This is a genomic window from Salinispira sp., from assembly GCF_059431795.1.
The window spans coordinates 44,684-67,310 of record NZ_JBXWXS010000004.1 but is presented as its reverse complement, the minus strand read 5'-3'; the positions used below and the strand labels follow the sequence as shown (position 1 = coordinate 67,310).

The following is a 22,627-nucleotide window of genomic DNA, read 5'->3' as shown; positions in this document are numbered from 1 at the left end:
CAGTAACATTTACCACATTCACAGCTGCCGGTGGCACGGTAACATTTGATTCAGGGGGGGCAACCAACCTGACATCCGGGGGGAGTTACAACAACTTTACCGTGGAAGCAGGAACGAGTGTAACCCTGCAAAATGATGCTACGGTTGGCGCAGCGGCAGCAATCAATGGGGAGCTTTCGATTGCTACTCATGATCTCAATGTTTTAGGTGATCTAAGCACGGAAGTTGTTTTGGACTCTACAGGTGGTAATGTGGATGTTACCGGCGATTTCAACCACAATGGGGGTACAGTAACCCTTCAAGGCACTCTGGATGTGGGAGGAAATCTTGTTCAGGATAACGCTGCAGGTCTGTTTACAGCCTCGGGAGATATAACCTTTGGTTCAGGAACATACACCTACAACGCTGATCTTGAACTCAATGCAGCTCTTACGCTCATAAGTGGCGGCACTTTAACCATCGGCAACGCTAATACCGATACCTTGGAACTTAGCGGAGGAGCAGTAACGATTACCGATGATGCAGGCAGCGCCGATCTGACCATTAATTCCCAGCTGAATGGTGCGCAGAATCTCACATTGAATTTTGACGGAACCAGCACAGTGAATGGGCCTGTTGGCAATAGCACTGCCCTTGGAGCTGCTGCCGGTACAAATCTGACGATTGCTTCAGCGGGGAGCACGACATTTAATGACGCGGTAACTCTGGCATCCGGAAATGCAGGATCATTACAGGTTACAGGTACTGGTGATGTTATTTTCAATAGTACCCTGGATGCAGGTGAAGGGTTATTACAGGACAATGCACTCACAGGCAGTATAGCCTTTTATGGAGATGTGACTGTTACTGGATCCACGGTGGCAAGCAATTTACAGGATGATGTTGAAATGTATGGCATCACCTTCATATCAAATGGCGACATCACCTTCGGCACGTTCAATGCCAATCCGGCAGCCATCAACGATACTCTCACAATTTCCAGCGGCACGGTTACTATAGATTTTAATGCTGCAAATGTGACGTTCACATCCAACTCCAATATTGTCTCTGGTACATCCGAGAATCTGACTATAGATGACAACGGAAATGCTTCATCTCAAATTGTTATTGAAGGCAATATTGGGACAGATGACCCGTTAACAGACGGTGGAGGTGGTCTAGAACTTGGCAACCTGACATTTACAGCTGATATTATCGAACTCAGCGGCGGCGGAGTTCGAACCGATGGCCCTGCCAGTAATCAATTTATTACTGCAAACGAGACCTATATTAATGTTCCGGTAGATGCGGATATCGATACCAACGATAGACCGCTTGTTTTTAATGATCTCTTTATTGATTCTGCCGGGTCTACTATTTCCCTGGACGATGTTTCTGCCATTTCTTCTGATAATTTCTTCTTCTTCGACGGTACTCTCGATCTCAGAGGCGGAGTTGCAATTCCAACGGATCTCTTCACAGACCAGGATTTCGTTGTACTGGGTTACGCGGCCAATACTTCGGTGGATGATCCCGACAGGGCTGCGGGTGCCGATAAATGGAAATATCCGGATGCAATTAATATGCCGCGCATAGAAGCATATCAGCCTGCACCTCCCTATTCAGCAGCGTTTTCAGATCTGGACGGCGTGAATATTCGGGTTGATAACCAAGGGGACAATACATTCGGGCCAAGCGATAACTCGGGGAATTTGTATGTGAATACCACGGACCTCCCCTCCGCCGGTGCCGATTGGAACCTCTATTTGCCTGATAACAGATTCGCGGCTCCCACCCCGGGAGATAACAGCGACTGGGGTGCACCCTATGCAGTATCAATTAATAATACAGTCAATAATGCCCTAGTTCAGACCCAAACAATTATTGCTGCAAACATTGTAACCGCTGAAGCCGCTGCACCTTCACAGCTAAACGGTTCCACCAGTCAGTATGACTACTCTTCGTTCACTCAAGCGGAATTTAATCCGGACACACGGGTTTTTGCCGGAGATTTTTCGGGAGCCGGCGCCGGAAGGGTGCGATTCGACAGCGAATATACGCCAAACTATGGTTTCGACAATGTAATAACAGTTGTCGATTCGATAGAGCTGATAAAAGATGATGTTGCCAAGATTACATTTAACAAACCTATTATGAATACGAACTCGGAAATTACTACTAGCGTTACGTCAATTAACATTGGTGGTACGCCCTTCCTGGCAGAGGTTTACCTTGCTCCATATTGGGCAGGAGATCAGAGTTTTCCGCTATACAGTGAGATTGTAGATGATGACGGCGACGGAAATCTGGACACAGAACCATACCGTCTCACAGATAATGCGTCGTTTGATGCTCTGGAATCGATCTACATCAAACTAGATAGCGCAACATGGGCTACAGACTCCAATGGAACAGATGCCGGAGGAGCAGGATCCGGAACAGACAGTGAGGGAAATGCTCCCGCCATCGGCGCTGTGGATATAGCCTGGTTGAAAGCAGAGCTTCGGGGAAGCAATGGTGCGGATATGGTGTACGCCGACAATGATGGAGGCGGATTTGGAAGCGGCGATGCCGATCTGAACGTAAATGAAGCTGCTGTGGATAAAATGGGCCCAGTGCTCTATGCAGTAGAAGTGGGGCGGATGAGGGATTCCGGTGACGGAAGAGATGGACATAATTTTTTCAAACTCCATTTTTCAGAAGATATTAACCTCAGCACCCAACTGCCTAGCGCGGTAATAGGTCCCGGGAACTATCGTGCAGACACCACATTCGATGGGGCGGCAACTATCGGCGGCGATTTCCTTAATGATCAAATTGATATTGATTCAGACTCTACCAATGAAGAAGTGGTTCATCTCAACGGGTATCTTTATTATACAAATTCCGGTTATGCCATTGGAAATGATCCTTCCTTTCAAACAGGGTACCGGGATGTTCCTGCTGCCGGAAAAGAAACGGTCAATAGTTTGTATGCATTGAATGATCGAACCATAGAAGTGTACTTGGCCGGTTTTTTCGATGGAACCAAATGGCCGGGTTGGCACTTTCTCGTTCCAGACCCTTATTCGCCGGGAACACTAATAGAGGTTGAGCAAAATAATTCCATTACAGACAGTTCGGCATCCGACAACTGGATAGATGCCTTGGAAAGCACGCGAAGTCTGATGGAGACCCCCGAAACCGTCTGGCGCCCCGACGCGTATCCGATTGGGTCCAGTTTTGCGGCAACGGATACACCGTTTACTCCTTTTGGGGCTACCGCTCTTCCGGGCAGCATATACACACCGGGAACCAATTTCGACTTTTGGGATGTATCAGCTCCGGTAATTTCGGCTTTCCAGGCAGGACCCGACCCGGATAATTTGTATCCCGGACTTCGACCCAATGTTGCCCAGGCATATGAGATTGTACTGATTGAAAATTCAATTACTCAGCTGATCGATAGTTTTGATATTTTTATCCAGGATAACGGGATTGCCTCATCCGGTGCCTTCCAACTAAGTGAAGATAATCTTGCCGAACTGGGGAACTGGACTCCAAGCACCGATCACGATGAAGGCCCTCCAGGAGGGCCGATATTCTCTGATCGGCCGTATTATGGTACCGCCGGAGCAGGAGACGAACTGGATGAGCAGGCTGGAGAAACCTACCGAGGAGTCCGTGATTCCAGTGCCACATATGCTGGGGATATTACTACCTTTACACAGTCAATCAGGCTTGGAGTACGGGAAGAAAGCTTGAGTACCGCCTATAATGCAGGAACTGAACTGGGCGCAGAGTATCAAACAGATACTGTAGAAAACCGACTGTATCGTCGGGATGGATCGATTATTACGGGTAACGATGATCCATACTTCAGGATATTTATCAGCAATGCTGCAACGTCAGGTTGGGATAACCTCACTGAAATATATCTTGCCTATACTCATAATCAAAATGGATACCTTACCGACCTTGCGGGTAATTTAATGCCAAGCAGTAGGCCGGAGAATATGGCATCCCAATTCGGACCCGAATATGAACCCTACTCCATTAATCCATTTGAAGAGAGCGGCGTAGCTGTGTCGCCCGAGAAAGGGAAGCTCCTGGCCATTGAGCGTACGCCTCCGGAAATTATCCTTTCCTTGGCAGCGGTAAGTGGTAACCGAATCTATGTTAAATTCACTGAACCGGTATGGGCTGACCAAAGCTTAAGCTCAGCAATTGACGAAACCTTTTTTGTACTTTCTGATCCCGGAGTAAATATAACAGGTATGGAAGTTCTTAAATCCAATGCCGAGCTTTCACCCAGCAATACCCCCGGAGTTGAGGAAGCATATCTTCTGCTCGACAGTGAATTGAGTGCCGATGATCTATTCCTGATTGATATCCGGCCGGTGGATCAGGATCCAGGTCCTTTGACTGAGACATTCTATGATAAAGCCCTTAATCAGTACAGAATTGGTTCAGACCGCCGAATTACCGATGTGGGCATAGGAATTGTTCACCCTATTTGGGCCACAGATGGAATCCAGAAAGATGATGAACGGGGAGCGGGGTTCAGCTCAATTAGGAAATTTGACGGGAGTGAAGCTTTAGATGATCTGGATATTACCGTTGAGTCGGGAATAGCTGCCCCGAGTTTCCATGATCTTCCAATTAACCTTTTCTTCGATGTGAATATCCCCGATGAGCAAAAGAATCTGTTGCTGGATGGATCTCCGGGAATGTACTGGTCGCCCATAGCCGTGCCCGGTTTGATAACCGATCCGAATACCGCAGCACGGATTAGCAGTCGGAAGAATTCCGATCCCTCAACCGGCATTGCCCAGCATCTTTTGCCCGCCGGCGACCCTGAAATCGAACGGGGTGCTCAAGTTGAATTTATGTACCGGGTCGGGCCCCTTCTTGCAGCAACCATAGAGGATCCCAATGAACCCTTAACCCTGAAACCCTGGAGCATAGAAATAGGCGGCCTGGTGGTGCAACGGGGCGGGGCAACCATCCTGAATAATGTGATTAATCCTGAAACAGGGGATCAAACAGTTCTCAACTATACCCTTGATCGTCCGGGAATGGTAATTATTAATGTGTTTACCCTTGATGGTGATCTTGTGAAGGTTCTTCACCGTGGAAGACAAGGTACGGGTATACATAATATTTCATGGAATGGACGTAACAGTACCGGCGATGTTGTGGCCAGGGGATTCTACTTCATACGAATAGTAGCACCAGGAGTTGATGAAGTACGGAAAGTTCTTGTTGTAAAGTGAGGCCCTTTCAAAAAACTATGAATTCAACCCGATGAAAATTGGGAGTGTCTCAAGCAGTATTTCTCTCGCTTACTCTATTGTACCTAATCGGAGAGAAGGTGCTGCAATGAGTACTGCCCCTGCATCCAGTGGGAATACGCTGAGATTACCTGCTTCATCGCTGGTTTTATTGAGCCCTGAAGCAGTTACTGCAATTTCAATCATCTTTGTGGAAGTATCTTCAGGGATCCCCTGGACAAGGCCGTCAAACTGCATATCTATTTTCGTCCATGAGCTTCCAATAGAACTGATGTCAAAATCCTGACTTACCGTTACTCCGCCTATGCCTTCGGAATAGATATCTGATGCAGTAATATTTATTAGGTTCGAATAGAAATTGTTCGCTCCCAGAGCCCGGGAATCTTTCCGAACAAATATTGTGAAAACGTATGGGGCATTTTGAACCAGTTCCAGACCGCTGCTTTCATGCACATAGGGTATTTGCAGGCGTACCGAATAATCGCTGTCCGATCGGACGAATCGGATATTATCTAATTGGCTGTCAAATTGAACTGTTCCATCTACCCTTCCCAAATACCAGCGCGAGTATCGTGGATCGGCACTTATGCGGTTGTTTTTTTCAGATGAAGCGGAACCGGGAAAGGAGAGAACCGTTTCTGTTCGTTCTGCTAACGCAGTGAAATACAGAAAGTCCGGTCGGTCTGTATTATCATCAAACTGGAAATAATAAGAGCCGATATATGAATAAAAATCAAAATGAAAACTGTACTCACTGGCCTCAGACCAGGTGTTAACCCGGCTTGCCAGATCAATGTAATATTGGTCGATAGGATCATCAATAACAGTATTAATCCTAATTGACTGGCCGGTTCCTATTTCATTCGCAACTCCGGATTCAATAGATTCCGATGATTCAACGCCAGAGTCTGGATCAACATACACCACATCCGAAAGCTCGCCAGCGGATTCAAAATCCCCGTTCACAAATTGATTTTTTACTTCCAGTCGGTATACCCGAATGGCATCACCATCTGCTGGAGCGGGGATGGAACTTGTGTCTATTCCGGTAACCGGCTCAAAGTTCATGTAGTTATTCGCCGAAGTTTGAGTGAATCCGGAACCCCAACCATGATCAGCAGTCCAGCCGTTTCCTTCATCATCAGTCTCGCCAAATTGATATCTGTCAATCAGGTTAACTCCATCATATTCCCTGAAGATGTTCAGAGGATCGCCGCAGCTTGTCAGTAAAAGTGAAAATAAAAGAATGGTAAAGCAGGAAGTCATGATATATCTACCGCTTCTCATATGTTTACTGGCTACGGTATCTTTCTGATCTCTCATATTGAGCCCCTTGGGAAACCGACCGGCGGAAACCATGTGTACTGACTTCGAGCAGCTGTGAATAACGAGTACGTTCGCTGGCGGATTCACACCCAGGAACACAACAAGCCAGATACGTTTTCATGGATCACCAACCTCCTCTAAATATAGCATGATCGAGAGAATAATTCTATTTAGACCGCCAGCTCACATTTGCTCATAACAGACTGCCTTCGGAGTGTTGCTAATACGAAAACTCTGCGCTGATCAGCTTATGATCGCTTACGTCAACCGGGACGGCCCGGCAGTCTAATTCAGTGAGTCCGCGGTAAAAGACATGATCAATAGACATTGGCAGGCGGCGGAAACTACCGCCCGGGTATTCAGCCTCATTGAATTGTTCTGTGAGCAGATTGGCGGTATTCGATTGAGAAATGCTGTTGAAATCGCCGGCGATGATGATGGGGTGTGCGTTCAGTCGTTCCAGATGAATAACGTTCAGCAGCATTTCCACGGATGATCTGCGGGATTCCGGGGAGGCGTGGTCCAGATGGAGGTTCACCATGGATATGCAATTATCCACCGCACGATCATAGAGAACCGCCCAGGTCATTTGCCGTGGCCGGGTGTTTCCCCAGCTGCGGGAGTCGGGAACAAAGGACTTGTGACTGAACCAGTAGGTGCCGCTGCGTACAGGAGAGAAGCGCTCTCTGTTATATAGGATGGGGTTGATATTGCCTGTCCGGGAGTAGGAGTCAACAGAGATGATCCCGTATTCCTCCATGGTCTTCAGCATGTGGAATATCCGGTTCTCCGGGGCAATGAAATCATCGGGCATAATACTCACCACTTCCTGGAGGAACCAAATGTCTTTGTTGGAGTCCTGTAGAAGGTTTTTCAGCCTGGTGATCCGGTTCATGGACTCTTCGGTTCTGTCGTACATGACATTCAGTGTTGAGATCTCGAGGCCTGTACGAGTTCCGGTGTAGGGATTCTCCGGAAGAGGCCGGGGATGGCTGATGCAGGAACTCAGGAGAACAATGAGTAGAATCAGGATGCCAGTGTTCCGCCCGGTGGCGGGCATGATTATAGCATCGCTTTGAATAGTATCGCCGTGGTTCTGATCGGGAATCATACTATTGCCATTGTAGCAAAAAGCCGGTGAAATTTCATCTGTAAAAAATCGGAAAAAAAGGGGCCGCATCCCCCGGCCCTTCAAGGAGGAACCTCAATGAACTGAAAAGGTGAAATCCTAAGAATCAGTTCTGCCGAAGGCTGCGACCCGCAAATGCTTTGCTTGTTGATACTTACTCAACAAGTCTTGTGACTAAATATAATTTAAAATTTCCTCACCGTGTGCATCAGTCTTTACTTTTTTAAAAACTTTCTGTATAATTCCTCTCTCATCGATTATGAAGGTGTATCTGAATGCCCCTTCGCTCTTCTTTCCGTACATATTTTTTTCTCCATATGCACCGTAGGCTTTGTGAACAGTTAGATCTTTGTCCACCAGAAGGTCGAAGGGCAGACTGAATTTTTCAATAAAATTGCTGTGACTCTTTTCTCCGTCCCTGCTGACCCCCAAAATTACCGCTCCACGGTTCTGAATGGCACTGAAGTTATCACGGAGACTGCAGGCCTCCTTGGTGCAGCCGGGGGTATTGTCCTTTGGGTAAAAATACAACACAACTTTTTTGCCGGTAAAATCACTGAGGGATACGGTTTCTCCGTTCTGATTCAATGCGCTGAACTCCGGGGCTTCGCTGCCTGCTTCGGGTATGGGAAGTTTTTCCATGGGATGCTCCTTTCGCTAAGAATATATTTATTGAAACGGCGGCATCATGTGATATTACGCAGATTCCGCCGCGCCCTGTTTTCTGAGGATAATGTACTGAAAAAAAAACTGCAGGAGTAGATATTTGTATGACGGTGAACACACTAACCTGGGCGACGCGAAAGCCCTGCGAGAAAACGGCCCAGCTGGAAAACGGCCCGGCTGGAAAACGGCCCGGCGAGAAAACGGCCCGGCAGGCGCCGATACAAGCCTGCCCTCTGCTCCGGGTGTCTTGCCGGCGCCGATACGAGCCTGCCGTCTGTTGGGGGTGCTCCGCCTGTCTTGCTTAGGGAGCATCTTTCAAAATTGCCTCTAGGACTTAAAAATATTTCGAAAAAACTCCTCGGCTTCCCTGGCGGTGTTTTCCACACCCTTACTGATGTTTTCGCCAAAATCGCTGATGGTGCGGGCCAGAGGATCCCGGCTTTTTTTCAGGTCTTCCTGGTACTGCCTGGCAGCCTCTTCAAAGTCCTTGCGGATGTCGTCATCCTCGCTGCCGTCACGCCGGGGATATTTGCCCTGAATGACTTCTTCATATCGGCCGGATTCATACCAGTCACGAAGATCCTTGATGCGCAGCACGGGGAAGGGGTGCGTCTGGGTAAAGAGGTTCAGGCTCTTGTACACGCTGTCCACCACATTGCCGTATGAATCGTATTCATCCGCCTGAGCGAAGAATTCCTGAATATTCATCTGGTCGGTTTCGAATCCACCGGCAAGTTTCAGCAGCGTACGGTACTGAACCTCCGGGTTCTGAATGGTGAGCAGGGCTGCCCGGTCTGCGCTGAGCTCACTCTTCCGGTCCCATTCCCGCAATGCACCGATCAGTCCCATGAGTACCAGCTGGCTTAAGGGAAGCCGGAAGATCATAATTCCCATATTCATGAGAACCCAGAGCAGGGTTTTATAGAGCACATGGCCGCTCATGATGTGGGCCATCTCGTGGGCAATGACGCTGAGAAGCTCTTCATCGCTGAAATGCCTGACCAGCTCGGAATTCAGGGAGATAAACGGAGTATCAACCCCGATAGCACCGGCATTCAATACCGGACTCTGGGTAACGAATATATCCGGAAGATAATCCGCGTCCATGATCCGGGCCGCCTCGTTGCGTAAACTGGTTACCCGGGGAAACTGGGTTTCGCTGCATTTTACCGTGGAACTGAGGAACAGCAGCCGGAGACTTTTCTCATTGGTCATTCCAACCAGGAATTTCATAACCTGGTCCAGACCCGGTACGGCTCTAAGACTGTTCAATGCGGCCCTGTCTGCGGGGTGCTCCCACGCCCGGGGGGATATGCCGGTGAGGACGGTTTTATCGGGGTAGATGATTTTCTTTTCTGCCATGTTTTCCTCCGAAGTAATCTGTTGTAGAATGCGGATCAGTGAATCTGAATTCCGTTTCTGTAATTATACCTGTGTATAACCGTGCTCACCACCTTCTTGAGGCCCTGGATAGCGTTTTTCATCAGGACTTTACCGATGGAGACCTGGAGTGCATTGTGGTTGATGACGGATCCAGCGACGGTTCTCTTGTGGGGGCCGAATCCCGTTGGAAGGAGCTTCAGGCTCGCCAGCCGGGGCTGAAACGGGATTTTGTGCCCCTTACCATTGAACACCGGGGATACCCGGGGCGTGCACGGAACCGGGGAGTAGAACTGGCCCGGCACGATCTCATAGCATTTCTGGATTCGGATGATATGTGGCTTCCATCCAAGCTTGCCCTTCAGCTTCCCCTGCATGGGCGGTGGAGCATCACCCATACCCGGGAGCGCTGGATCCGATTCGATGAACATGGAGGCCGGCGGGAAGTAAGCCAAAAACGTCAGAAGCACCGGAGAAGCGGGGATCTGTTCGTCGATTCCCTCTGGAAGTGTATTATCGGGCCAAGCACCGTCATGATGGACCGCCGGCTTTTTGAGTCTCTGGGCGGATTCCGTGAGGATTTGCAGGTGGCCGAGGACTATGAGTTCTGGTTGCGTGTAACTGCACGGGAAGAGGCTGGTTATGTGGATGAGCCCTGTGTACTGAAACGGGCGGGGATGCCCGGTCAGGATCAGCTGTCCCAGCGGTATGGGCAGATTGAGATTTTCCGCATAACGGCGTTGCAGCGGCTGCTGGATGGATCCGGCAGCAGGTTTTCTCCGGCACAATTGGCGGCGATCCGTAATATGCTGGTGAAGAAAGCGAACATATACATACAGGGTGCACAGAAGCGTGGCAATGAAGCCGATGCTGAGAGAATGCGGGGGATAATCCGTACCGTACGCGGGGAGCACGGCTGATTGAAATTTCAATTGCAGGGGCAGTCTTTATGAACAACCGGAATATGACAGTGGTTTCATCCTTTCTTGTAGCGGCGGCATGTATGTTCCTTGGGGCATCCTGCTCCTCAGAATCAACTATTCTCCTTGAACCCGATTTATCCGGTACTGGGGAGATTAATGCCTCAGTTCACCCGATACTGGTACAGTATTATCAGGATATTACCGGAAATTACGATCTGGAAACCATTCTGGATCCTCTGCAGCTTACAGAACAGCTGAATAGCCGCAGCGGGGTGGTGCTCCGCAGCCTGTCCCAGGATGATCCAAAGCATATCAATGTGAGTGTTGAATTCCAGAACATTAATGAACTGGTGTCCCGGGAAAACCTTTCCACAACCGGGGAATTTATCAGTATGTCAGGAAATGCAGCAGGTTCCCGGGAACTGAACATTCGGATCACCCCGGAGGTGGTGCGGGGACTTCTTTCCCTGGGACCGGCCAGTTCCCGTGAAGTTGCGGACTTTCTGCTTCCCCCGGGAGATGTATCCGGGACCGCAGAAGTAACAGCTGAACAGTATCGGAGCGACCTTTTATGGGCGCTGGGGGATTATGCCGGTGAGGATGGGTTGAATTCCATATTCGACAGTTCGAATTTGGTTTTGGTATTCGTTCTTCCGGAAAATGCAGATACCGATTCCCGAAAAATCCAGGGTGGGAGGTTTCTCACTCCTCAAGAAGCAGAAAATTTGGGAATTGATACCCGAAAGGCTGCAGAATTCGAAGTGAATATTATTGAATTGCTTACTTTGCGTACTGCTCTGGAATTCTCTGTAATATACTGATGGTATGAAACGCCATCACTCAGCTCTGATTATAGCAAATACGCCGGAAACCCATACCCGAATTGCCGCCGTACTCCAGAAATGCGGTATTGAAAGTTTTACCGTTCTTGGCCCTGGCGAAAATCTTGCGGATCGGCTCCTTGAAGCCCTGAGCAGAGTCTCCCTGGTTTTTTTTGACAGCGATGCAATGGATGATCCCGCAGAACGGAAATCCCGGTGCAATTCATTAACCCGGGCCGGGATACCGGCAATTGTCTGTCTTGACCGTAACGCTCTTGAGGACGCCTTGAGAGCGGGTGAGCTTGAGAGCTGCAACTATGACCTCCTGGCCCGGCCCTACAGCCAAGCCGAATTGGAACTGTCGGTTCGGAGAAATCTCCGTGCATCCAGGCCAGGCTTCCCCCAATTTCCCGTGTCCGGCGAGGGTGCCGATCCGGCGGGCTTTGGTAAGGCGTATCATCAGCTTTTCCTCAACAACGGCGACGGAATACTCGTGCATACCCGGGAAGGGGTTATACTTCAGTCGAATCCCCGGGCCCGGGAGTTACTCGGTGGAGGTGAAGGCGGGCCGGATGGAAATCGGCTGCAGGACTATGAACCCTCGGAGTTCAGAGGAGTATTCAATGAGCTGATTTCCGGAAGCTCGCTCCACGACAAAATGCATTTGGAGCTCCTGCTTCAGAATGCACGGAATACGGTGTTTTCTGCGGAGGTACTCACCGGAAAGATCAATTCTTCCTCAGACGAATCACTTCTGTACTACAGCATTATCAGAGATATATCACAACGCCGGATGATTGAAGATAAATTCAAACATCGCTTGAAAATGGAAAGTGCAATGAGCCTTATTGCCGGGTATTTTATAGAAGTGGAAAACCCCCGGAGCAGTTTCATGGAAGCATTGGAACAGCTGGGCAGTCTGTGTGAAGCCGATTCGGTGTCCATGGAACTGTACTCTCCGGAGGAAGATATATTCAAAGGTTCTGAGCTGAGCTGGGTCAATCGGAGAAAACTCCACGAAGGTGAGAGGAGGAATTTACGCAATGAGCAGCTGCAGGATTTACGGAATGCGCTGGAGGGCGAAGAATATATTTACACCGAGAGCTGGGAGGGGGAACCCATCCCCCGGATATTTATCCTTCCCATGCGCTACGGGGAACGGCTTTTAGGAAGTCTGTGGATTTTCGCGCCGGAAACTCCCCTGGTGTATGAGGACCGAATGCTGTTTCTCATGATCGCTGAGATGTTTAAAAGCTATTATCTTCAGCGGCTTGGAGATGTTCAAAAGAAAAATCTGATTCAACGTCTTGAGCAGAAGGTCAGCCAGCTGAATTGTCTGTTCAGCATTAATCGATTGTTCCGGGAAGATCAGGGAGACCCTGTTACCCAAGTGCGGGAGGCCGCATCCCTGTTATACAAACATCTGGACAACAGAAGATTCTGCTGTATTCAAATACATCTCTACGGGCAGGAAATCTCCGTGGGAGAATGCTCATCGGATGGCTGTGCCGATCATTACCGTCAGGAAACGGAATTTAGCTGTGAATATAATTTCTCCCTGGAAGTCTACGCGTACGACCGTAATCTGGAGCAAAATGGAGATCATGATCTCATTCAGGCGGTGTTCCATGAAATTTGCAGCTATCTTAAACAGGGACAGCTCAGGCTTCAGAGAGAGCTAATGGAAGTTCAGCTGAATCATACCCGAAGAATTGAAGCCATGGGCGAATTGGCGGCGGGAATTGCCCATGAAATGAATACGCCGAATCAGTATATACAGGATAATCTCCACTTTATTGATGAGAGTCTTTCGGCAATGTACTCTGTTGGTGGAGAACTTCATGAAGAGCTGAAGAAGTACGAATCTTCAATTACCAATATGCCCTATGAACGGGTGAGGTATTTTACCCAGAAGCTTTCCCAGATGGATCTTCCGTTTCTTCTGGATGAGATACCCCGGGCTATCAGTCAGAGTATTGAAGGGGTTAATAAGCAGAAACAGCTTCTGGACGCCATGCGGACCTATTCCCACCCGGGCAATGCCGCTCCGGGTCAGAATACGGAGGCGGATATCAACAGAGTTATCCTGGACGCAGTGCTGCTCTGTAAGTATGAATGGTCCCGCTACGCCCGGGTGGAGACTGATCTGAGCGCTTCACCTCCGGAACTGTTGTGTTCCGCCCAGGATATCAGCCAGGCGCTTATCAATCTGATTGTGAACTCAGCCCATGCAGTCAAGGAACGCTTTTACAGCGAAAAAGCCCCGTATGAACCCCTCAAGGGCGAAATACGAATTTCCAGTTCCCGGCGTGCGGGACGGGTGGAAATTGTGGTGAAGGACAACGGGGTGGGAATTGCCCCGGAGCATCAAAATCGGATTTTCGAACCCTTTTTCACCACCAAGGAAGTAGGGGCGGGGACCGGTCAGGGTCTTGCAATTGTCTATGAAATCATAGAAAATCGCCATAACGGTGAAATCCTGCTGCGAAGTTCACCCGAAGAAGGCAGCGAGTTTCGCCTTATTCTACCTGATGCAGCCGAATAATCAGTCCTAAATAGGTTCCTGCAATTACATACAACGAAGATGTGTGAAATTGCCTGTACAGAGCAAAACTCAGGGAGGCAGTCATGCGTGACAAAATTCTATTTGTTGATGATGATACCAATCTCCTTCAGTCCATCCAGAGAAATTTCCGCCGATCATATGAGTGTGCCGTAGCGCCCAATGCCGATGAGGCGTTGAAGTTATTGGAATCCGAAGCTCCCTTTTCTGTGGTGGTCGCCGATTACCGAATGCCGGGAAGCGATGGAATCGATTTCCTGCGCAAAAGCATGGAGCGCTTTCCCGATACAATCCGCATTATGCTCACAGGTTACGCGGATATGGAAACGGCCATGCAGGCCATAAACAGAAGCAGGGTATTCAGCTTTCTTCAGAAGCCCTTCGATACCGGAGATCTGAAAACGGTGCTGGATGAAGCGTCCCAAGAGCATCACAGGATTCAACGGATCCATATGGACAGTCTGACCGATCCACTTACCGGCTTATATAACCGGCGATTTATTGAACGGGAGTATGCCAGGCTCATGGAGCTGGCGCGGAGGCAGGATTCCCGCCTGGCCGTAGTCTTTGCGGATATAGATAATTTTAAAGAAGTAAATGACCGGTATGGTCACAGTGCCGGTGACCTGCTTCTCAGTGCTATTTCTGAAACCCTGGCGGGCACCATCCGGGGCAGCGATCTGTTATGCCGCTACGGCGGTGATGAATTCGTGATCCTCATGGACGGCGCAGACATAGAACATGCCCGGCGCCTGAGCGAACGGATTACGGAGAATGTGAGCGCCCTCTCACTGCGGGAAATGCAAGGGATGAAATTCAGCATCTCACTGGGGCAGTCGGCCTTCCCCATGGACGGCGACAGCATAGAAGAGCTGCTGATTCAGGCGGATCGGCGGATGTATCTCCATAAGGAACGCCAGCACTAGCTCATTGAAAATGCCCCAAAGAGTGTGGGAAAAGCCTCACCTAGCGCCGGTCTGCACCGTCACCGCTGTCCCAGCTTTCCCTGGGCAACTCAATGAACCATTCCCCGTCGGACTCAATGGCATGGAGAACGAATACCTTCTCTCCTATGCGGTAACTCATCCGTTGATACCCGGTTCTCTCCTCCGCAGATATCAGTGTTATGTCCGTATCCTTTGGCGGAATAGGCAGAGATAGGCTTTCCTGCCCCGTTTCTGGCCTTTCATTTGCAGCCTTAATCATCTTTTCCATGAACAGTATGAGACCTGCGCTGCTGTCCAGAGATAGATCGGCGGCTGTCTGGAAGTCTCCCTCCTGCAGCGCCTCAAGGAATGCTCTGGAGGCTCCATCCGGGGTGTCTGTACCATAAGAACAAGACAGGGGTAACAGTGCAAGAATAAGGAGCAGGGCGGCCGGAAGATTAGAACGGACGGGTGGCGCGGGTTGGAGCGGAAAAACGATTGTACGGTTCATGATTGAGTCTCCTCATTTTCTGCTGCGGTTCCTTCCGTGGCCGCCTCTGTGGTTCCCTCCGTCGTTTTTGCCGTGGATCCATCCGTGCCGAACCACATACCGGCCCCGGAACTGATGCATCTGAGATAATCAAGCCCGACTCGGACGGAAGTTGCGAACGCCCCGGCATCAACAGGATACATAATTTTGTTGATGTTTTCTCGTACAGTTTTCTGAAACATGGGGTCGGATGAAACCAGCGGCCCATAGAGCAGCAGTTCACGGCCTGGAAACATGGAATGAAGGTTGATGCAGAGAAAGGCGAGATTTTCGCAGAACCGTGAAAAATATTTCCGGGCATCGGGTTCACCCCTGCGAAGCCGGCTGCGGAACCTGGCTTGGATTTCCAATGGCCCTCCGGGTGCTGCAAAGGAAAGGGATTCAGCCAGTCCATGACTGCTGAACTCGGCTGCGGCGCTCCCTCTTGGAAAAGACGGGTGGAGAAATCCGTCAGAACGAAGAATCATTAATCCGGGAGTGAATAACGAACCGCCCCCTGCATGGGCGTCGGGAACGTATACTTCGGTGCGTTCATCGATAACAAGCAGCATCGGATGATGGATTTCTGTCCATGCTTCCTGCCCGGCATTGGGGGACTGTTTCGCCACGGTTTTTCCCTGAATAAAGAAGGAAAGTGCCTCGGCAGGAGAGAGTCGAGTGATAGGCGCACCGTCATTTCCGGAAATTCCCCGGGCAAGTAGCCGGGAGGCTTCTTCATCCAGGTTGGTGAAAACCACCCCGGCAGCTTGGCGCTTGGGATCATGACGCATTTTTCGAATACGGTACACAATGGTGGGAAGCTCTTCGCCGATTTCTGCTGCACCATGCTCAAAGATGCGTTCTTCGCGGATTCTACCCGATGCATCCACCAGATGCCATAGAATCATTTTCCCGGACTGTACTGCAATAAGGATATTTCGTGATGAATTTGGGGTGCTCATGGGCATATCTCCGGAAATTGGATGAAATTATTCGGTAACAGGAAAAGGAAGTGGACAATAAGATTGTTTTCTTTAATCGGTGAAGTATAATAGAAACATACGAGTGTGTTGGAGAGTCTCCTCTTCACAAAGGGTCCTTTTTAAGGGTCAGTGTGCCCCGGCCAAACGGCCGGGGTTTTTTTGTCTATATGGCCATGCTATACTTTGATTTCAGGTAAATCAAGAACAGTTTTTCTCAGGAGGGTGGATGAAACCGACCTTACTTATTCTTGCCGCAGGAATGGGGAGTCGCTATGGCGGCATTAAGCAAATTGAGCCTGTTGGCAGCAACGGGGAGATTATTCTGGAGTATTCAATCTTCGATGCCATCCGAGCCGGGTTCGGTAAAGTGGTTTTTGTTATCAGAAAAGATATCAAAAAGGATTTTGATCGGCATGTTCTCCCCCGTTTTGGGGATAAAATACATTGTGAGTATGTATTTCAGGAGATGGATGATCTACCCGGTGGTTTTGAGGTTCCGGAGGGTCGCAGCAAACCCTGGGGAACCGCCCATGCGGTATTGGCCGCCAGGGATGTGCTGAAAGAACCTTTTGCGGTTATTAATGCCGACGATTTTTACGGAAAGGATGCATATCGGGTTATGGGGGATTTTCTTGCCTCCCGGAACACCGGGGACCGGGAGTATGCCATGGTGGGGTATCAGCTGATGAAAACCGTCAGCGAGAATGGTACCGTCTCCCGGGGAATATGTGAGGTGGATGAACGAGGATATTTAACCGGAATGACCGAGCATACCAAATTGGAAAAAAAGAGCGATCATGTGCTCAGTCATCTGCCTGAAGGCAGCAGCGAACGCTTCAGCGGGGATGAGCCGGTCTCAATGAATCTTTTCGGATTCACCCCGGCGGTGCTGCCCCGTATGCAGGAAATGTTCGCCGCATTTCTCTCCCGCTCAGGACCCGATCTGAAAAGTGAATTTTACATTCCCACGGTGGCTAACGATGCGGTACACAGCGGCGAAGCAAGCATGAAGGTTCTGCCCAGCTCCGCCGAGTGGTTCGGAATTACCTATCAGGAGGACCGACCAGATGTGGTGCGCAGCATACAGTCTCTGGTGGAGTCGGGAGAATACCCCGCCCGCCTGTGGGATTAGGATTAGCCAGTGCCGCAGCCGAGCCGCAGTCGAGCCGCAGTCGAGCCGCAGCCGAGCCGCAGCCGAGCCGCCCGCTCGAATATCCTGTCCGTCTGTGTGATTAGGTCACCGGGTAAATAATTACTTACCAAATCTGTAATATTCTTGCCTGACAGGCTTGATTGCCGGGATGGATTTTACTATTCTCTGATATATGACTGCTGTAAAGAACACACAAATAACCATTGACTATACGTTCAAGACCACAGACGGAGTTCTGCTGGGCGATTCGGAAAAAAACGGGCCGTTTTCTTTTATTCTGGGAAGAGGCGATGTGGTTCCCGGTCTGGATGACAGACTGGAGGGAGCTTCAGTGGGAGATGACCTGAATTTTGTTATCCCTGCGGATGAAGCCTACGGCGAACGCAGAGAGGACCTCGTATTCACCGTGCCCATTGAGCGTTTTGAAGGCTTTGAAGGCTTGGAGCCGGGGGTTCGGGTTCAAAGCACCATCGGGGGACGCCCCGCTGAGCTTACGGTTACAGAAATCGGCGACGATGAAGTGACCCTTGATGCCAACCATCCCCTGGCGGGACAAGATATCGAATTTACCGTTAAGGTCACCTCCGTAGAAGAGGTCCCCGAGCATCTGCTGAATCAGGACCAGGGCTGCGGTTGCGGCGGTGGCGGCTGCGGCTGCGGCGGACACGGCCATTGATCGGGTTCCGCCATTAATCCCCGCCGCGCAGCACGATGAAGCGCGGGGAAACATTCAGCCACTCGAAGCACCGAAATAACCGTCGGCCAGGAACATCCGCCGGCGGTTTTTACTTTTCCAATTCTGTATCCCCATTTTTCCGGCCTAACTGAATTGTCCCCCCTAAAGCCCCATTAAACAAAGATACAGCCAAGCAGGGCGGTGGCTAGAGATAAAAAAAGCCACCCGGGAAACCCGGATGGCCTTGTATGCGTCCTGTTCAGTAAGCGGCTTAAAACCGCATACCGGGTGAAACGTATCTTATTTCTTACCCTTGAGTGTTGCCTCAATGAGGGTGTCATCGCCCTCGGTGTTTCTTTCCACCTTGCAGGGCTTAACATTCCAGATCTCTTCGGCATACTGACTAATTGTCCGGTCTGAGGAAAACTTTCCGCATCCCGCAATATTGTTGATGGACAATTCCAACCACTTCTTTTGATTGTTATAGGCTTTTACAACCTGATCGTGTGCGTCAGCGTAGCTTCGCAGATCGGCAAGATGCATGTAGTTATCGCCTCGTTCAAACAGCGTCTGGCGGATGGGCTCAAAAATGCCGGGCTCGCCGAAGTTGAAATATCCGCTGAACAGAAGGTCAAGGGCTTCCTTGATCTCAGTATCTTCCAGATAGTACTGATAGGGGTCGTATACTGGACGCAGAGCTTCCACTTCATCGGCGTTCATACCGAAAATGAAAATGTTGTCATCCCCGGCTTCTTCCTTAATCTCAATATTGGCTCCGTCCAGGGTACCGATAGTGAGCGCTCCGTTGGCCATGAACTTCATGTTTCCGGTACCGGATGCCTCTGTTCCGGCGGTGGAGATCTGCTCGGAAACATCTGCGGCGGGAATAAGACGTTCAGCAAGGCTTACCCGATAATTGCCCAGAAAGTATACCTGAAGGTATGTATTCACATCCGGATCGTTGTTGATTACCGTGGAAATATTGTTGATCAGTTTGATAATAAGCTTTGCCATCTGATACCCGGGGGCTGCCTTACCGCCGAAGATAAAGGTCCGGGGAGCCATATCTTTGGTTTCGCCGCGCTTGATCCGGTTGTACAGCATAATGATGTGAAGAGCGTTCAGCAGCTGTCGTTTATACTCATGAATACGCTTGATCTGGATATCGAAGATGTGGGATGTGTCCAGCTTGTACCCGTAATCTTTTTCCACATACTCGGCCAGCCGTTTCTTCGCTTCCAGCTTCACCTTCGCGATTTTCTTCTGGAACGTGGCATCTTTGGCTTTGCTCCGGATTTGTTCCAGCTCACTGAGCTGGGTTATCCAACCTTCACCAACGGTTTCCGTGAGCAGTTGAGCAAGGGGAGGATTAGACTTGAGCAGGAAGCGTCGCTGGGTTATTCCGTTGGTTTTATTGTTGAACCGTTCGGGCCACATGGAAGCAAAGTTGGGCACCAGACGGGCTTTCAGAAGTTCTGTATGAAGAGCGGCAACCCCGTTCGTGGAATGTGAGCCTACGATGGCAAGGAAGGCCATCCGGATCATTTTGGGCTCCCCTTCTTCAATAATGCTCATATCCCGGAGTTTTGCGGTATCGCCGGGGAACTTGACAGCAACTTTGCTGAGGAAGCGGTGGTTGATTTCATAAATAAGCTGGAGATGGCGGGGAAGGAGCTTTTCGAACATGGGTACGGGCCACTTTTCCAATGCTTCGGGCATGAGTGTGTGGTTGGTGTATCCCATGGTATTTACGGTTATGTCCCAGGCGTTGTCCCAGTCCAGACCTTCTTCGTCGATCAGAACCCGCATCAGTTCTGCAACTGCCACGGAAGGATGGGTGTCATTCAGCTGAATGGCTGCCATTTTGGGAAGCTCGGTCCATTTTTTGCCTGACTTTTTGAAGCGGCGGAGAATATCCGCAAGAGAACAGGCAACGAAGAAATACTGCTGCTTCAGCCGCAGTTCTTTACCCAGATACAGGGTGTCGTTCGGGTAGAGTACGCGGGTCAGATTTTCCGCCTGAACCCTGTCAGCAACCGCTTCCGCATAATCCCCGGCATTGAAGTCATAAAAGCTGAATTCTTCATTGGCACGGGCACCCCAGAGGCGGAGGGTGTTCACGGTGTTCCCGCCGTAACCCACAATGGGCTGGTCGTATGCAACACCTACAACGCTGTCGGTGTCGATCCATCGGTAGTTAATTTTCCCGTTGTCTTCTGTTGCAACCACCCGGCCGCCGAAATTTACCTCAACAGAAATATCGGGGCGTTCAATTTCCCACGGGTTTCCGTTTCTCAACCAGTCATCGGGATGCTCAACCTGATATCCGTTATCAATTTCCTGACGGAAAATCCCGTAATCATAACGCAGACCATACCCGAATGCGGGCAAATCCAATGTTGCCATGGAATCGATAAAACATGCGGCAAGACGTCCCAGGCCGCCGTTACCCAAACCTGCGTCGATTTCCTGTTCCCGGAGTTCCTCAAAGTCGTACCCCAGTTCGTCCAGAGCCTTGCGTACGGCCCCTTCAATACCGGAATTGATAACATTGTTTCCCATGGCCCGACCCATGAGGAATTCCAGAGACAGATAATACACCCGCTTCACATCTTTGTTGTGATGGGTCCGTTGAGTTTGAAGCCATTGATTAATGAGCCGGTCTCTGACTGCGTACGCAAGAGCCATGTAGCGGTCATGTTCTGTGGCGGAATAACTGTCTACACCCATGGTGTATTTCAGGGTTTCCGCAAAATCCCATTTAACCGTCTCGGCGTCCAGGCCGTTCCGGATGTTTTTGGGTGCAGAATTACTAGCTTTAGCCATTTGTACTCCTCTGTGGTTATCCACGGTGGTTTTACGAAGTAGTGGTACCACTGCTGGTATGCCTCGCCGGCGTCTACCCCCGAAGCCGCCGGGAAGAAATGTTGACTTGCGGGACTGTTCTCCGATTGGGAAAAAAGACGAGAACCGAACCAGTGCCATACTAATAAAACCGGTTTAGTGCTGTCAAGGTGGAGGCCCCGGGGGGGCTGGAAAGAGTGATGCCTGTCGGACTACAATTGGATACGTGGAACAGAACAGAGAACCCATTCAGGGACCACTGAGAATTGGTCTTCACGATGACGGGGTTGCGTACCATTTGCAGCGCCGGCAGAAAATCTCGAAAGTGGTAATGTTCGACGGATTAGCTCTTCACGGATACACCCTGCCTGCAGCAGATGCTCGTCAGCTCCAGCAGATGGCCGTGAACGGGTTTATGAACCGGGTTGAGCTGCAGACCAGGAATATAGCCCGGGACAGAAATAATCTCATCGATCTGAGCAAGCTTATGACCTACGGTATGCTCTACCGTCAGTTTGATGCCCGGATATGGGATATCATTATGGAGTCGAACCTCACAAATTTATGGAACAGGCAGTTTCCAAAGGTGGCCATAGGATTCGGGATGAACGTCCGCAGCGCCGGGGTTATGGCGGTTATCAAAAAGAACGAGGCGGAAATAACCGCGTTCAAGCAAGGTCTGCTGAAATCGATCCAGGCCAGGATTGTCCGTAATGAATCCGCCCTGGAAGATGAGAAGAAGAAAAAAATGTACCTGGCAATCCGCTACCTCAACATGGTGGATCCGGTAGTGTGGCTTTTGCTTACCGTGTATCGGGAGCGGATAGATGCCCAGAGCCTTCTGCAGGAGCTGCGCACATCTTTGGAGGTATATCTGGACCGCTCCGAAACTCCCGAGTATCTGGCACTGATGCTCATTGAGATGATTATTATAGTGGGCGGCATTATGTCTCAGGGAGGCGGCTCCGCCGAAGCGGCAATGGGCCATGAGGCGGTGAATATATCCATGGAATTTTCTGAAAAAAAGCGGGAAAAGAACGAGCGCACCAAAATGAAGATTCATATTATCCAGCAGAACCAGGAATTCGAATCCCTCCGTGACCGTGTCGACTCCAAGTCCAACATTAATCTGCGGGAGAAGAGCCTGGACAATTTTTTTGCCGCAGGATATGGAGCCGAGGTGATGAACAAGGACCTGGGGCTGTACTATCTTTCTTATCTGAAGGACGCCTGCAGTAAGATGGATATTAACTTTGAGTCTTTCGTAAATTACATTCCCAGTACCAAACAGAGCTTAATGAATCTGAATTTGATTTTTTAGTCCGATTCCAGTGCACAGAAGCTTGTGAAACGGGATATTCTGCATGCGGCAGACCATAGATGTAGTGTCTCCAATTTTCACACCCTAACCGGTAGTGGTTCGGTTCGTGAAAACATGGAAAAATGATGTTTTTCA

General features: G+C 49.9%; 15 protein-coding genes. 8 read left to right on the top strand and 7 right to left on the bottom strand.

Annotation, left to right across the window (positions count from 1 at the left end; all coding sequences use genetic code 11):
* Positions 1 to 101: 101 nt before the first annotated feature.
* Positions 102 to 5,234: a beta strand repeat-containing protein gene (locus AC52PS_RS02525; protein ID WP_495561458.1), complete on the top strand. Its 5,133-nt coding sequence runs from the start codon at positions 102 to 104 to the stop codon at positions 5,232 to 5,234.
* 69 nt (positions 5,235 to 5,303) lie between these two features.
* On the opposite strand, the gene AC52PS_RS02520 is transcribed toward AC52PS_RS02525, so the two are convergent.
* From AC52PS_RS02520 to AC52PS_RS02505, 4 genes are all read right to left on the bottom strand, one after another.
* Positions 5,304 to 6,575, bottom strand: coding sequence for a hypothetical protein (locus AC52PS_RS02520; protein WP_495561457.1), 1,272 nt, complete (start codon positions 6,573 to 6,575; stop codon positions 5,304 to 5,306).
* Between the two features lie 223 nt (positions 6,576 to 6,798).
* Complete coding sequence (locus AC52PS_RS02515; protein WP_495561456.1) at positions 6,799 to 7,689, bottom strand: endonuclease/exonuclease/phosphatase family protein; 891 nt, start codon at positions 7,687 to 7,689, stop codon at positions 6,799 to 6,801.
* A gap of 192 nt (positions 7,690 to 7,881) precedes the next feature.
* Positions 7,882 to 8,349 (bottom strand): thioredoxin-dependent thiol peroxidase, encoded by a 468-nt coding sequence (bcp, locus tag AC52PS_RS02510; RefSeq protein WP_495561455.1) that lies wholly within the window; start codon positions 8,347 to 8,349, stop codon positions 7,882 to 7,884.
* 351 nt (positions 8,350 to 8,700) lie between these two features.
* On the bottom strand, positions 8,701 to 9,735 hold the full coding sequence (locus AC52PS_RS02505) for a M48 family metallopeptidase (RefSeq protein WP_495561454.1): 1,035 nt from the start codon (positions 9,733 to 9,735) through the stop codon (positions 8,701 to 8,703).
* A 38-nt stretch (positions 9,736 to 9,773) separates the two neighbouring features.
* On the opposite strand from AC52PS_RS02505, the gene AC52PS_RS02500 reads away from it, so the two are divergent.
* The 4 genes from AC52PS_RS02500 (at position 9,774) to AC52PS_RS02485 (ending at position 14,986) form a co-directional block, all read left to right on the top strand.
* The gene (locus AC52PS_RS02500; RefSeq protein ID WP_495561453.1) at positions 9,774 to 10,673 is read left to right on the top strand and encodes a glycosyltransferase family 2 protein; all 900 of its coding nucleotides are present in this window, start codon (positions 9,774 to 9,776) and stop codon (positions 10,671 to 10,673) included.
* 29 nt (positions 10,674 to 10,702) lie between these two features.
* Positions 10,703 to 11,497, top strand: a complete 795-nt coding sequence (locus AC52PS_RS02495; RefSeq protein ID WP_495561452.1) for a hypothetical protein — start codon at positions 10,703 to 10,705, stop codon at positions 11,495 to 11,497.
* Between the two features lie 4 nt (positions 11,498 to 11,501).
* Positions 11,502 to 14,042, top strand: coding sequence for an ATP-binding protein (locus tag AC52PS_RS02490; protein ID WP_495561451.1), 2,541 nt, complete (start codon positions 11,502 to 11,504; stop codon positions 14,040 to 14,042).
* 83 nt (positions 14,043 to 14,125) lie between these two features.
* Positions 14,126 to 14,986: a diguanylate cyclase gene (locus tag AC52PS_RS02485; protein WP_495561450.1), complete on the top strand. Its 861-nt coding sequence runs from the start codon at positions 14,126 to 14,128 to the stop codon at positions 14,984 to 14,986.
* Between the two features lie 40 nt (positions 14,987 to 15,026).
* Here the strand turns inward: AC52PS_RS02485 and AC52PS_RS02480 are convergent, their stop codons facing one another.
* Both AC52PS_RS02480 and AC52PS_RS02475 read right to left on the bottom strand, forming a co-directional pair.
* The gene (locus AC52PS_RS02480) at positions 15,027 to 15,497 is read right to left on the bottom strand and encodes a hypothetical protein (protein WP_495561449.1); all 471 of its coding nucleotides are present in this window, start codon (positions 15,495 to 15,497) and stop codon (positions 15,027 to 15,029) included.
* Positions 15,494 to 16,477, bottom strand: a complete 984-nt coding sequence (locus tag AC52PS_RS02475; RefSeq protein WP_495561448.1) for a hypothetical protein — start codon at positions 16,475 to 16,477, stop codon at positions 15,494 to 15,496. Before AC52PS_RS02475 ends, AC52PS_RS02480 begins: the two co-directional genes overlap by 4 nt.
* Before the next feature lie 247 nt (positions 16,478 to 16,724).
* On the opposite strand from AC52PS_RS02475, the gene AC52PS_RS02470 reads away from it, so the two are divergent.
* Both AC52PS_RS02470 and AC52PS_RS02465 read left to right on the top strand, forming a co-directional pair.
* The gene (locus AC52PS_RS02470) at positions 16,725 to 17,630 is read left to right on the top strand and encodes a nucleotidyltransferase family protein (protein ID WP_495561447.1); all 906 of its coding nucleotides are present in this window, start codon (positions 16,725 to 16,727) and stop codon (positions 17,628 to 17,630) included.
* A gap of 193 nt (positions 17,631 to 17,823) precedes the next feature.
* Positions 17,824 to 18,327 carry an FKBP-type peptidyl-prolyl cis-trans isomerase gene (locus tag AC52PS_RS02465; RefSeq protein WP_495561446.1) on the top strand — a complete coding sequence of 168 codons (504 nt, stop codon included), beginning with the start codon at positions 17,824 to 17,826 and terminating at the stop codon, positions 18,325 to 18,327.
* A 300-nt stretch (positions 18,328 to 18,627) separates the two neighbouring features.
* Here AC52PS_RS02465 and AC52PS_RS02460 read toward each other — a convergent pair whose 3' ends face one another.
* Positions 18,628 to 21,153, bottom strand: a complete 2,526-nt coding sequence (locus AC52PS_RS02460; protein WP_495561445.1) for a glycogen/starch/alpha-glucan phosphorylase — start codon at positions 21,151 to 21,153, stop codon at positions 18,628 to 18,630.
* 244 nt (positions 21,154 to 21,397) lie between these two features.
* Here AC52PS_RS02460 and AC52PS_RS02455 point away from each other — a divergent pair, with 244 nt between their 5' ends.
* Positions 21,398 to 22,492 carry a DUF8084 family protein gene (locus tag AC52PS_RS02455; protein ID WP_495561444.1) on the top strand — a complete coding sequence of 365 codons (1,095 nt, stop codon included), beginning with the start codon at positions 21,398 to 21,400 and terminating at the stop codon, positions 22,490 to 22,492.
* Positions 22,493 to 22,627: the final 135 nt, after the last annotated feature.